At 36.1% G+C, this 13,639-nt stretch carries 11 protein-coding genes and 1 pseudogene; 7 read left to right on the top strand and 5 right to left on the bottom strand.

Annotated features, from left to right (window positions below; all coding sequences use genetic code 11):
* Positions 1 to 46 precede the first annotated feature (46 nt).
* Together H3S73_RS06380 and fdhD are read right to left on the bottom strand one after the other, a co-directional pair.
* Positions 47 to 865, bottom strand: a complete 819-nt coding sequence (locus tag H3S73_RS06380; RefSeq protein WP_039128454.1) for a purine-nucleoside phosphorylase — start codon at positions 863 to 865, stop codon at positions 47 to 49.
* A gap of 428 nt (positions 866 to 1,293) precedes the next feature.
* On the bottom strand, positions 1,294 to 2,103 hold the full coding sequence (gene fdhD, locus H3S73_RS06375) for a formate dehydrogenase accessory sulfurtransferase FdhD (protein WP_198236161.1): 810 nt from the start codon (positions 2,101 to 2,103) through the stop codon (positions 1,294 to 1,296).
* A 191-nt stretch (positions 2,104 to 2,294) separates the two neighbouring features.
* Here fdhD and H3S73_RS06370 point away from each other — a divergent pair, with 191 nt between their 5' ends.
* The gene (locus H3S73_RS06370) at positions 2,295 to 2,825 is read left to right on the top strand and encodes a DedA family protein (RefSeq protein WP_065737461.1); all 531 of its coding nucleotides are present in this window, start codon (positions 2,295 to 2,297) and stop codon (positions 2,823 to 2,825) included.
* On the opposite strand, the pseudogene mscM reads toward H3S73_RS06370, so the two are convergent.
* Together mscM and asd are read right to left on the bottom strand one after the other, a co-directional pair.
* Positions 2,822 to 5,368, bottom strand: a pseudogene (gene mscM, locus H3S73_RS06365) (miniconductance mechanosensitive channel MscM); the annotation flags it as partial. The gene H3S73_RS06370 and the pseudogene mscM overlap by 4 nt on opposite strands.
* A gap of 76 nt (positions 5,369 to 5,444) precedes the next feature.
* Entirely contained in the window at positions 5,445 to 6,293 is an 849-nt protein-coding gene (gene asd, locus H3S73_RS06360; protein WP_086308947.1) for an archaetidylserine decarboxylase, read from the bottom strand.
* A gap of 207 nt (positions 6,294 to 6,500) precedes the next feature.
* On the opposite strand from asd, the gene rhaB reads away from it, so the two are divergent.
* The 6 genes from rhaB (at position 6,501) to rhaM (ending at position 12,700) form a co-directional block, all read left to right on the top strand.
* The gene (rhaB, locus tag H3S73_RS06355) at positions 6,501 to 7,907 is read left to right on the top strand and encodes a rhamnulokinase (protein WP_198236159.1); all 1,407 of its coding nucleotides are present in this window, start codon (positions 6,501 to 6,503) and stop codon (positions 7,905 to 7,907) included.
* Positions 7,908 to 7,945: 38 nt separating this feature from the next.
* A complete protein-coding gene (locus tag H3S73_RS06350) occupies positions 7,946 to 9,196 on the top strand; it encodes an L-rhamnose isomerase (protein WP_198228823.1) in 1,251 nt (416 codons plus the stop codon).
* Positions 9,197 to 9,210: 14 nt separating this feature from the next.
* On the top strand, positions 9,211 to 10,035 hold the full coding sequence (gene rhaD / locus H3S73_RS06345; RefSeq protein ID WP_198236158.1) for a rhamnulose-1-phosphate aldolase: 825 nt from the start codon (positions 9,211 to 9,213) through the stop codon (positions 10,033 to 10,035).
* Between the two features lie 54 nt (positions 10,036 to 10,089).
* Positions 10,090 to 11,124, top strand: coding sequence for an L-rhamnose/proton symporter RhaT (gene rhaT, locus H3S73_RS06340; RefSeq protein WP_198236157.1), 1,035 nt, complete (start codon positions 10,090 to 10,092; stop codon positions 11,122 to 11,124).
* A 16-nt stretch (positions 11,125 to 11,140) separates the two neighbouring features.
* Positions 11,141 to 12,295, top strand: a complete 1,155-nt coding sequence (fucO, locus tag H3S73_RS06335; protein WP_198236156.1) for a lactaldehyde reductase — start codon at positions 11,141 to 11,143, stop codon at positions 12,293 to 12,295.
* Positions 12,296 to 12,385: 90 nt separating this feature from the next.
* Positions 12,386 to 12,700, top strand: coding sequence for an L-rhamnose mutarotase (rhaM, locus tag H3S73_RS06330; RefSeq protein WP_086351446.1), 315 nt, complete (start codon positions 12,386 to 12,388; stop codon positions 12,698 to 12,700).
* Positions 12,701 to 12,757: 57 nt separating this feature from the next.
* On the opposite strand, the gene H3S73_RS06325 is transcribed toward rhaM, so the two are convergent.
* The gene (locus H3S73_RS06325; RefSeq protein ID WP_198236155.1) at positions 12,758 to 13,627 is read right to left on the bottom strand and encodes a helix-turn-helix domain-containing protein; all 870 of its coding nucleotides are present in this window, start codon (positions 13,625 to 13,627) and stop codon (positions 12,758 to 12,760) included.
* Between the last annotated feature and the right edge of the window lie 12 nt (positions 13,628 to 13,639).

The following is a 13,639-nucleotide window of genomic DNA, read 5'->3' as shown; positions in this document are numbered from 1 at the left end:
TAATGTGAACTTTTTATATCAAATAATAAATAATAAAAAGTATTGATTAAAAACGCGCTATTGTTTTAGTGATTAGCTGTAAAAATGTTGATTTAACACGCTCTGCTGTTTCAATTACTTCTTCGTGACCTAAAGGTTGATCTAATATGCCGCATGCCATGTTAGTTAAACAAGAGATACCAATGGTTTTAATACCTGAATGATGAGCAATGATTGCTTCCGGTACTGTTGACATACCCACTGCATCCGCCCCTAAAACTCGAATCATTCTCACTTCGGCCGGCGTTTCATAGGTCGGTCCTGTCCACCATGCATAAACACCTTGTTGTAGTGTAATATTTAGTTCGTTTGCTACATCAGACACGATTTTACGTAATTGTTTATTATAAACTTCGCTTACATCTAAAAAGCGAACGCCAAGTTCTGGATTATTTGGTCCAATTAATGGGTTATTAGCTGTTAGATTAATATGATCAGTGATGAGCATCAAATCGCCTGGTTTAAAACTCGTATTCACAGCACCACAAGCATTAGTAATAATCAGTTTTTCAACGCCGAGCATTTTCATTACACGAACAGGAAAAGTAACCTGATCTAATGTAAAACCTTCATAATAGTGAAAACGGCCTTTCATCGCGATTACAGTTTTATCGCCACTTTGACCAATGACTAATTCGTTAGCATGTCCAACTGCGGCAGATTTCGCAAAATGAGGAATTGTGTCATAAGGAATGTGAACCGCATCTTCAAGCGTATCGGCAAAAGGGCCTAAACCTGAACCAAGAATAATCCCAATCGTTGGTTTTTTATCGGTATGTTGTTGAATAAAATTAACTGCTTGCTGTATATCAGATGTTTGATGCATGACTGTACCCTTTCAAATTATCGAAAAAAACAAAAAAATTGGTGATTAAACATAATCACAAAAGACTTAGATGTCTCAAAACTAACAATTATTGTTAGTTTTGAGAAACAGAGTTATAAATATCATACTATTCAATAATAGAGAATAATCGATATAAATAACCCTATTTTTCATTTATAAAAAAAAGATCACCTAAAAATCTACAAGAAAAACAAAGTATTTGTTATTCATAGTTGTATATTATGCTGATCTTCATGGAATAAAGAAAGATGCTTATTAATTTATCTTTCATTTAATTATGGGATAAAAATAGTTTTATTATTTTTTAATGTGCTATTTTGGAATGCATCACATTGATAATATGTAAAAAATACTTTTTCAGTATCGTATGGTTATTTGATAACGCTTAGTTCTGATTAAATTTAATCTCATCCCAAAATACGCCCGCAATCGGAATAAATAACCCCTTTATCACCTCGAAAAAAACCAATCAACGTTAAGTTATTTTGTTTGGCGTTATCAATGGCCATAGATGTTGCGGCAGAAACAGCCAAAAGAATTTCAATTCCACAGATAGCTGTTTTTTGAACCATTTCGTAGCTGGCGCGGCTAGAAACTAGAATAACGCCTTTCTGTTCTCGATTACTCAATTGTTGCTGTTTTGCTCGATAACCGAGTAATTTATCTAATGCAACATGCCTACCGATATCTTCAAAGCCAGCTAAAAATTGCCCATTCAAATCAAGCCAAACAGCAGCATGGGTACAGCCAGTTTGTTTGCCAACCAATTGAACTTGAGTTAAGTATGAAAGAGAGTCTCTAAAATTGGATAATTCTATTGTATCGTTTATTTGAAGCGGTGAAATACTTTGACAAACTTGCTCAATTTGCTCAGTACCACAAATTCCGCATCCTGTTCTGCCAGTTAAATTACGACGTTTTTCTTTTAATTGAGCAAAACGTCTTGATGATAATTCAATATTAACTTCAATTCCTTGCGATCTTTCAACGATATCAATGCCATAAATATCATTAACTGATTCAATTATGTTTTCAGTTAATGAAAAACCAATAGCAAAATAATCAAGATCTTTAGGTGTTGCCATCATAACAACATGCGAAATTCCGTTATAAACTAAGGCAACGGGTTTTTCGATAGCTACTTTATCCGCTCGTGGGTTTTGTAATGTACTGTTACTGAATTTGGTTACTTCCAATGAAGTGGTTCCGATCGTCATAATTGAACTCTGGCTATTTTAGTTGTTAACAAATAGGTTTTTTATGATCAGCTTATCAATGTTAATAATGAGTAAATCAATATACTTATTATTTTAAAAGCAGCCAATAATTAATACGCTCAAATCCTATACGTTTAATATTATGGTAAAATAAAAAGCTAATATCAATTGCTAATTTATCAAGTCAAACTATGTCATTACAAGAAATTACACACATAATAATGCAATTTATTCAGACACATCAAATGTGGGCATTGCCAATTATATTTTTACTGGCTTTTGGTGAATCAATGGCTGTTATTTCGTTACTTGTGCCAGCAACTGCCATATTATTGGGGGCTGGCGCCTTAGTTGGCGGTGGTGCGATATCGTTTTTTCCTGTGATGATTGCTGCTTCAGCCGGAGCAGTTTTAGGGGATTGGGTATCTTATTGGTTAGGTAAGCACTACCATCAACAAGTGATTGCCTCATGGCCATTAAACAAACACCCAAAACTTATTTTTCGAGCCGAACAATTCTTTCAACGTTATGGTACGTTAGGCGTCTTTATCGGTCGGTTTTTTGGTCCATTACGAGCATTTGTACCGCTCATTGCTGGCACGATGCATATGCCAGCAAGTAAATTTAATTTAGCTAATATCGCTTCAGCACCAATTTGGGCATTTGTGCTTTTGGCTCCCGGTGCATTTGGTGTACCTTGGTTAGAAACCCTATTTGGTTAAATCGTACCAACATTATAACTACGACGCCCACTTTTGCGACCAAGCGCTTCCAAATTGGTTTGTAAAGGTGGGAATGGTAATTTTAAATTGTGTTCACGGTAAGCTTCTAATATCAGTTTATGAATTGCACTGCGTAGCCGCATACGGTGTCCCATTTCTGCTGCAAATACGCGTATTTCAAACAACTGAATACCTTCTTGAATATCCACTAAAAACACTTGTGGTTCAGGATCTTTAAGTACATATTCACACTCTTCACAAGCCTGCTGTAGCAATTTGATCACCAGATCGCTATCCGCATCAATGGTTGCTGGAATGGTTAATACAATTCGGGTTATTGAATCTGATAATGACCAATTGACTAGTTGCTCGGTAATAAACGCTTTATTGGGCATAACAATTTCTTTACGGTCCCAATCGACAATAGTAATGGCACGCGTATTGATTTTGGTGATATTTCCCGTTAAATCCCGAATGGTAACGGTATCGCCAATCCGCACAGGTTTTTCAAACAAGATGATTAAACCTGAAATAAAGTTTGCAAATATCTCTTGTAAACCAAATCCTAAACCGACACCTAGTGCCGCAATAAGCCACTGAATTTTTGCCCAATCAATACCGATAAACGAAAACGCAATCATACTGCCTATCATCAAAACGATATATTTTGATACGGTTGAGATGGCATACCCCGTGCCTGGGGCTAAATCTAAATGTTGAAGAATACCTAATTCAAGTAGTGCTGGCAGATTTTTTACTATTTGAACGGTAATGGTCATAACTAAAATGGCAATACAAACAGCGCCTAAAGTAATGTACTGTTCAACTTCGGTTCCATTTATTATTACACTCGTGCCCCAGAGTTTAATATTGTTCATAAAGGCAAAAGCTGAGTGCAATTCTGACCAAAGTAATATCATACTGATTAATGCTATCAGCATAATAATCGATCTAACTAACTGTAACGATTGAGCACTAATTGCATCTAAATCTATGACAGGTTCATCCATATTGTCATTAATTGTTAGTTCTTCCTCATGACCTCTAGCGCGTTGCATACGTTCTAGTCGGCGCTGTTTTGCTCGTTCAAATTCGATGCGACGTTTTTGGATCCACATCCAACGACGAATCATAAAATAGATAACTAATAAACCGAACCAAATAAAAACAGAAGCTTCAAGGCGACCTAATAGAACTTGAGCCGTTGATAAATATCCTAAAAAGGCGGCAATAATGGCTAACCACGGAGCACTCAATAAGATAAACCATAAAATATGGCTTAAGAGATTATCACCAGAGCCTTTTTTATCTATATACAATGGAACACCCGCTCGGTGAATTGAGTTGCTCATAAATACTAATGCAAAACACAAAATAATAAAAGCACTACGACCAATAGTAGCAGCAAATTGGCGGTTACTAAACTGATCAAAACTCATCACAATCATTACAAGGGGGATCACTAACCAAACTGAAAGTTTATAATATTTCATTGCTTCACGGACGTTAGCTTTTGACCAGCCAAAATGGGTAATAAAGAGTCCTGATTCTTCCGCAAAATGAGCCGTGATTATAAAGACCCATAAAATCGGTGCTGCAGCATTAACACCATAGCCTAGAGCTATAGCTACCGGATAATCCCAATTAATTTGTTGTAATGCATAACCAAACACAGCCCATAAAATGGGTACAGGTAACGCCATGATTAACGAGTAGACAACCACTTTTAACGTTAATGAATAACTGTCTTGCGTTACTTTACCCACACGCGCAGCGGATTTGTTTAAAAATGCATAATATTTAGCTCGCATTTTGAAATGTGCGAAAACAAATATCATAGATAATGTTAATAAGAATAGTAATTTAGGTGAAGATAATATTTCACAACTGGCATTATACAGTTGAGTTAGCGTATCAATAGAAAAAAGAACATACACCACATCTTTAGCTAAATTTACTGGATATTCCAACGAAATTGGATTTACATCGGCAACCCAGAAAAAATAACGATGTGCCGCATCATTAACTTCATCGATGGCATTGGTTAATTGTGTATTGGATATTTTTAATTTTGTTAACTCCAAAATAGTGGTATCTGTACCTGAAATTAACGTTTTAAGCAATTCGCTTTGTTCTCGAATTGATCGGCGATACTGGCTGGCAAGTTTTGAACTATTAAGTGGGTTTGATAATGTAGGATAGTTCTCTAATGCCTTTAAATTAGTACTGTAATTTAATTGTTGAACTTTTGCTTCCGCTATTTCTGCATCAAGTGGTTGTGATTTTGGTTTTTCTGGTAGATTTAACAATTGTTGGCGAAGTGTTTCGCCAAGTGCAGTTGAAAAGCTTAACCATTCTCCTTGTTCAGCAAGGGTTGATAATGTATTTTGAACATGTGATATTTGCGTAGTAATATTATTTTGTTCATTAGTAATGCTGGTTAAATGTGTTTTTTGAAGTTCTAAATTTTGACGGAGTTCATCATTTTTATCACTTAATTGATTGACTGTTTGTGATAGTTCTTCTTCATTATCAATGGTAATGGCTGTTTGTTCAGCTAATGTTATTGATGTAAACAGCAATAAAGCACAACATAAAATACTACGCATCCACATAAAGCTATATCCTTTCAGCTAATTTTTGACCAACACGTGTTGTATTACCAACTTTTAAGTGGCTATCAAATTCAATTGTGTTAGATGCAAACAAGGTAATGACGGTTGAACCGAGTTTAAAACATCCCATATCTTGTCCTTTAACTAATTTTACTTCACCTGAATAGACCCAACGTTTCATTATGCCTTCACGTGGTGGAGTAATACAGCCTTCCCATTGTACTTCAATACTGCCAACGATGGTTGCACCAACTAAAATCTGTGCCATTGGTCCGAAATCGGTTTCAAATAAACAGATTACCCGTTCATTGCGAGCAAAAATATTTGGTATACATTCAGTAGTTGCTTGACTCACAGAAAAGAGTGAACCCGGTACATAAATCATTTCACGTAAAACCCCATCACAAGGCATGTGAAAACGGTGATAATTTTTTGGTGAAAGGTAGGTGGTTGCATAAGAGCCATTTTTAAAGAATTTAATCATATCGGAATGGCAAGCAAGGAGTGATTCTAAAGAATAATAATGTCCTTTTGCTTGTAATAATAAATTATCTTGAATCGTACCAAATTGGCTAATAGTCCCATCAGCAGGCATAACTATAGAGTTAACCGCGCTATCAATTGGGCGTGCATCTTCTTTTAGTTTACGTGCAAAAAAATCATTGAAAGTTTTATAGTCTTCGGCATTTTCTAATTTTGCTTCACTTAGATCTATTTTATACAGTTTCATAAAGCCCTGAATTATCCAAGTAGTAACTTTACCTAATTGCTTTTTCGCCAGCCAACCAAATAACGAGGTTAATAACTGTTTAGGAAGAAGATACTGAATAATTGCTTTTAACTGATTTGACATGGATTACTCTCAAATTTTGTATAAAAGAATCATTATACCAATAATTTATTGGAATGTATAAAACCCATAAAATCGGCAATTTGTGTGATAGATCACACTTAGTTTAAAAATTTTGCCAATATCCATTAAACAATGGCAATCAATTAAAAGTCTCTATATTTACTTCTATCTAAACTATCACCATTAATAAAACTAAGGGCAGTGTTAATGGAAGATAGATATATTGTAGCAATAGACTTAGGGGCATCCAGTGGTCGGGTAATGCTGTCATGCTATCAACAGCAAAATCAAAAAATAACGCTTGAAGAGATTCACCGATTTAATAATGAATTTAAAGCGATAGGTAATCATTTTTGTTGGGATTTAGTTTATCTGGAACAACAAATATTAATCGGTCTAAATAAAATTATTCAGCAAAATATCAAAATTGATAGTATTGGTATTGATACTTGGGGGGTTGATTATGTATTGCTTGATAAAAATGGACAAGTAGTTGGCCCCACTTACGCTTATCGTGATCACCGAACAGATAATATCATGTCACTTGTGCAATCAGAACTGGGCAAAGAAACGATTTATCAAAAAACAGGTATCCAATTTCTTACTTTTAATACGCTTTATCAACTCAAAGCGATGATGATTGAACATCCCACTTGGTTATCACAAGTAACCGATTTAGTGATGATCCCGGATTATCTTATTTATAGGTTAACTGGCCAATTAAATCGCGAATACACTAACGCCTCTACCACTCAATTAGTTAATGTTGCTACTCATGACTGGGATGATGACTTGCTCAACTATTTGGGTGTTCCGCGTAAATGGCTTGGTGAAATTACTCAACCTGGGAATCAAGTTGGAATGTGGCGAGCACCAACAGGCGATCAAATTCCTGTCATAGCCATTGCTAGTCATGATACGGCTAGTGCAGTTATTGCTGCACCCATTACCGATAAAAACAGTGCTTATTTATGTTCTGGTACGTGGTCATTAATGGGGATTGAATCAAAACAATCGTTTACTGGGCAACAAGCATTAAATGCCAATATTACCAACGAAGGTGGCGTTGATGGGTATTATCGGGTATTAAAAAACATAATGGGACTTTGGTTATTCCAACGAATCTGCGCTGAATACGAAGTTAAGGATATCACCTCATTAATTCAATTAGCACAACAAGAATCCCCATTTGCCTACATTATCAATCCAAATGATTCTCGTTTTTTAAATCCTCAATCAATGACAGAAACCATTAAACAAGTTTGTTTAGAAAATTACGGTCATGCACCTGAACGTTTATCGGAGTTAGTACGATGTGTTTTTGACAGTTTGGCTCATTTATATCGTGATGTAATTAAAGAATTGGCAACGATCACAAATGAAGAAATCAATACGTTACATATCGTTGGCGGTGGCTGCCAAAACACTTTTTTAAATCAGTTATGTGCCAATCTTTGTCAAATCAATGTTACTGCTGGGCCAATTGAATCTTCAGCACTCGGGAACGTGGGTTATCAATTGATTTCGTTAGGCGCTATTAAAAATGTCAAAACTTTGCGTCAGATCATTGCTCAAAATTTTGATACCAAATACTACTATCCAAACAATAGTTAATTAATAAAAAAATTATAAATTTTATAAAGGAGTATTCCATGAATGTAGTTGAAAATGCATATCAAATTGCCAAATCAAGATTTGCTGAAATAGGTGTAGACACGGATGCTGCCATTGCCGCTATGGCTCGCTTGCCAATTTCAGTACATTGCTGGCAAGGTGATGATGTGGCTGGTTTTGAAAAGCAAGAGGGCGAATTAACTGGAGGTATTCAAGCAACTGGAAATTATCCTGGCAAAGCTCGTAGTGCTGATGAACTCCGCTTAGATTTAGATAAAGCATTTAGTTTAATTCCTGGACCTAAACGTCTGAACTTACATGCCTGTTACCTAGAAGCCGATCACAAAGTTGATCGTAACGAGATCAAACCCGAACATTTTGCCAATTGGGTTAAATGGGCGAAAAAACAACAAATTGGTTTAGACTTCAATCCTACTTACTTTTCGCATCCATTGAGTAATGACGGGACTTTAACTCACACTAACGACCAAATCCGTCAATTTTGGATCGATCATGGCAAAGCGTGTCGTAAAGTATCAGAATACTTTGGTAAAGAGTTAGGTACGCCATCAATTATGAATATCTGGTTACCAGATGGCATGAAAGATATCACCGTTGACAAATTTGGACCAAGACAGCGTCTAGTCGAATCTATTGATGAGATTATTAGTGAAAAAATCGATCCAAAATATCATATTGATGCAGTCGAAAGTAAATTATTTGGTATTGGTTTAGAATCCTATACTGCTGGCTCTAACGAATTTTATTTAGCTTATGCTACCTCTCGTAAAACGGCATTGTGTTTAGATGCTGGTCATTTCCATCCAACAGAAGTTATTTCAGATAAGATTTCAGCTGTTATGCCATTTGTTGAACATCTTTTACTACACGTTAGCCGTCCGGTACGTTGGGACAGCGATCATGTCGTGTTATTTGATGATGAAACTCAAAATATTGCCAGTGAGATCATTCGTAATAAATTGTTCGATCGTGTTCATATCGGCTTAGACTTTTTTGATGCCTCCATCAACCGAATTGCTGCTTGGGTAATTGGTACTCGCAATATGAAAAAATGTCTATTAAAAGCTCTATTAGAACCAACAGATAAGCTCAAACAATATGAACATAACCGTGATTTTACTTCCCGTTTAGCATTATTAGAAGAACAAAAATCACTGCCTTGGCAAGCAGTTTGGGACAAATATTGTCAACTTAATGATGTCCCAGTAGGGCAAGCATGGTTAGACGAAGTTCGTCAGTATGAACAACAAGTATTAAGTCAACGATAATAAAGGTGATAACTATGCAACAAATACAATCTTCATGGTTTGTTCAAGGCATGATTAAAGCGACCTATGACATGTGGTTAAAAGGTTGGGATGAACGTAATGGCGGTAATGTAAGTCTGCGATTATTGGAAAGCGATATCATATCTTTCAAAAACGATTTTTATCAAAACCCACGTCATGTAACGCTTACTCAAGATGTAAGTAAATTGGCCAATCAATACTTTATAGTTACAGGTTCGGGTAAATTCTTTCGTAATGTGATTTTAGATCCTGATGATACTTTAGCGGTTGTAAAAATTGACGAACAAGGCAAAGGCTATTACATCATGTGGGGATTGATTAATGGTGGATTGCCAACTTCAGAATTGGCAGCACATTTGCAATCACATATTGTCCGAATTGAGAAAAGTCAGGGTAAAGATCGTGTCATTATGCACTGCCATGCGACCAATTTAATTGCGTTAACCTATGTGCTTGAACTTGATACTGCGGTCATTACCCGCTTGTTATGGGAAATGAGTACCGAATGCTTGGTAGTCTTTCCTGACGGTGTTGGAGTGGTGCCTTGGATGGTACCGGGCAAAGATGAAATTGGTTATGCAACCGCGCAAGAAATGGCAAAACACACTTTAGTACTTTGGGCTTTTCATGGCGTTTTTGGCACAGGGCAAACCTTAGATGAAGCCTTTGGCTTAATTGATACGGCTGAAAAATCAGCGGAAGTATTAGTTAAAGTATTATCAATGGGCGGCAAGAGACAAACCATTACGACTGAGCAATTTAGGCTACTTGCTCAACGGTTTGATGTTACTCCTTTAGAGGATGCTTTAAAACAATAAATAAGCTTAGTAAAAATAGCCTAATTAATATTGTTTAGATATAAGGATACAAATATGGGTAGTTCGATTTTTCTAGGCATTTTTTGGCACTTTGTGGGTGCCACTTCTGCTGCTTGTTTTTATGCACCATTAAAAAAAGTGAAAAACTGGTCATGGGAAACGATGTGGTCAATAGCAGGTCTGTTTTCTTGGATTATTTTACCATGGTCTATTAGCTACTTTTTATTACCCGATTTTTGGGCTTATTATGGTTCATTTGGTTCACAAATATTGATACCCGTTTTTCTATTTGGCGCAATGTGGGGAGTGGGTAATGTCGGCTATGGCCTTACCATGCGTTATTTGGGTATGTCGATGGGAATCGGTATCGCAATTGGTATTACCTTAATTGTTGGTACCTTGATGACGCCGATTTTACAAGGAAAATTTGGGGAACTGGTTGCTTCAACTGGCGGTAAAATGACATTACTAGGCGTTGCTGTCGCAGTTTTCGGGGTTGGTATTGTTACTTATGCTGGACTTTTAAAAGAGAAAACCCTTGGAGTACAAGTCGTCGATTTTAACCTTAAAAAAGGGTTATTGCTGGCTATTATGTGTGGTATTTTTTCAGCTGGTATGTCATTTGCCATGAGTGCAGCTGTACCTATGCACACAAAAGCGGCTGAATTAGGTGTTGATAACCTTTATGTTGCACTACCAAGTTATGTTGTCATTATGGGTGGCGGAGCGATTGTTAATCTTGGTTTCTGTATTACACGCCTCTGTATTAAAAAAGATCTGTCATTCAAACAAGATATTTCTGTTGCAAAATCGTTACTCATCAGTAATGTACTTTTTGCCATATTGGGTGGTGCAATGTGGTATTTCCAATTCTTCTTTTATGCATGGGGACATGCCAATATCCCAACCGAATATGGTTTTATGAGTTGGATGTTACATATGAGTTTTTATGTATTATGTGGTGGCATCGTTGGATTAGTATTAAAAGAGTGGCTTGGTACTGGTACAAAACCAGTAAGAGTACTTTGCATTGGTTGTTTGGTGATTATTGTTGCTGCCAATATTGTTGGTTTAGGCATGGCAAATTAATTTGAAGGAAAAAATTATGTCTTATCGTATGATTCTAAATGAAACGTCATATTTTGGCACAGGTTCAATTGTTCACATTGTGGATGAAGTTAAAAAACGAGGTTTTAAAAAAGCTTTGGTTGTAACGGACAAAGATCTTATTAAATTCAATGTTGCGACCAAAGTTACAAATTTATTGGATGACAATGGTTTGAGTTATCAAATTTTTGATGATGTCATACCTAATCCTACGATTGGTGTAGTGCAAAAGGGCGTTGAAATTTTCAAACAATCGGGTGCTGATTATCTAATCGCGATTGGTGGCGGTTCACCACAAGATACTGCTAAAGCAATTGGCATCATTATTAATAATCCTGAATATTCCGATGTCCGCAGTTTAGAAGGCGTTGTACCAACTAAAAAACCGGCGGTTCCAACCATTGCCATACCAACTACAGCCGGAACTGCTGCTGAAGTAACGATCAATTACGTTATCACAGATGAAGAGAAAAAACGCAAATTTGTTTGTGTTGATCCGCATGACATTCCAGCAGTTGCCATTATTGATTCCGATATGATGGCGAGCATGCCTGCAAGTTTAAAAGCAGCAACGGGGGTTGATGCGTTAACTCATGCTATCGAAGGGTATATTACTAAAGGTGCATGGGAACTCTCTGACATGTTCCATCTAAAAGCGATTGAAATCATTTCACGTTCACTGCGTGATTCGGTTAAAGGCGTCGAAAAAGGGGGGGAAGAGATGGCACTTGGGCAATATATTGCTGGCATGGGCTTTTCAAACGTTGGTTTAGGCCTTGTCCATGGTATGGCTCATCCTCTAGGCGCATTTTATAGTACACCACATGGTGTGGCAAATGCAGTTTTGCTCCCTCATATCATGGCATACAATGCTGATTTTACCGCTGATAAATTCCGTGATATTGCTAAGGCAATGGGGGTTGTTGGCACTGAAAGTATGAGCATTGAGAAAGCCAGACAAGCGGCTATTGATGCCGTAAAACAACTTAATCAAGATGTGGGTATTCCAGCTAATTTGAAAGCAATTGGAGTGAAACGTGAAGACATCCCTGCACTTGCAAAAGCTGCTTTTGATGATGTATGCACGGGCGGTAATCCTCGTGATACAAATGTGAGTGAAATTGAACAACTTTATCATGCTATATATGAATAAAACATTCATCCGTTAATAACGTCGAGATAGATTAGATGATATTTATTTAATCTATCTTGTTATTTATAAATAAGATTAAAAGGAATGATTATGTTAAGAAAAGCAACAATCATGCAAGTACATCCAGATAAACATGCGGAATATAAAAAAAGACACGATGAAATATTTCCGGAGTTGGTCACAGAACTCAAAGCGCACGGTGCGCACAACTATTCGATCTTTTTGGATACTAAACGCAGTTTACTTTTCGCATATGTAGAAATTGAATCCCAAGAGCGTTGGGATGCGGTTGCTAAAACTCAAGCTTGTCAAAAATGGTGGGCATTTATGCAAGATATTATGCCAAGTAATGCCGATAATAGCCCAATAAGTGAAGAGTTATTACCCGTATTTTACCTCAATTAATGTGTTGCTCTCTTTTACTGATTTAAAAGAGAGTTAACTTTAATAATCTAATCTAATTTAATTCAATAAATTTAGATTGTTATTAATCTTATCTTTGAATTTTGCTCGATATTGGGATGGCGTTTGTTGCGTCTCTTTTTTAAAAACAACAGAAAAATAGTTACTATCATCATAACCACATTCTGATGAAATCATACTGATCGAGTATTGAGTATTTCGCAGTAATGACATCGCATTACATAAACGACGTTTTTGCAGATACTCATTAATGGTCATGCCAGTTTGGCTTTTAAATAAACGACTAATCGAACGTTTAGCAATATGATTTTGTTTGCAAAACATCTCTAAATTAAATGAACTGCCAATATTGTTATGCAGTGTTGTAAAGAGCAGATCCAACTGATGAGTTGCTGTAGGGGATTGTTCATTAGGAACTTGCTTGATTCTATCTAACAAAATCAATAACTGTAAAAATAACGCTTCGGACAAATGCACTGAAGCTAAATTATTTTTTTTTGATTCTAAGGTTAATTGATCAACTAACGGCGAGAGCTGCTTAATAAATGAAGGATTAATACGCCAAACGCGTTCCGTATGTTTAGCATTATGTTTAGGAAGATATTTTTCAATTATTGTTGATAAAAAAAGCGTTTCTCGCAAATATAATATATTAAACAATTTAAGATTATTTACTGATTCATAACCATGAATATCTTTAGGTGTGATATATAAAATATCGCCACTGGTAATAGGATAAATATAATCATTCCAATGATGCAAACCATTACCCGAACAGACAATGACAATTTCATGGAAATCATGATTATGCAAAGGAAAAGGCTGTTGATCATCTCTTTTTTCGACAGTAACAGTATTTATTTCTGAAATAAAATAGTCCTGCTTATATAAACGTAAATGTTTATTCATAACCTGTTCCTG

It is taken from the genome of Gilliamella sp. B14384G12, from assembly GCF_016101825.1.
GTDB classification, from domain to species: domain Bacteria; phylum Pseudomonadota; class Gammaproteobacteria; order Enterobacterales; family Orbaceae; genus Gilliamella; species Gilliamella apicola_N.
This window is presented reverse-complemented; position numbering and strand designations above follow the sequence as displayed.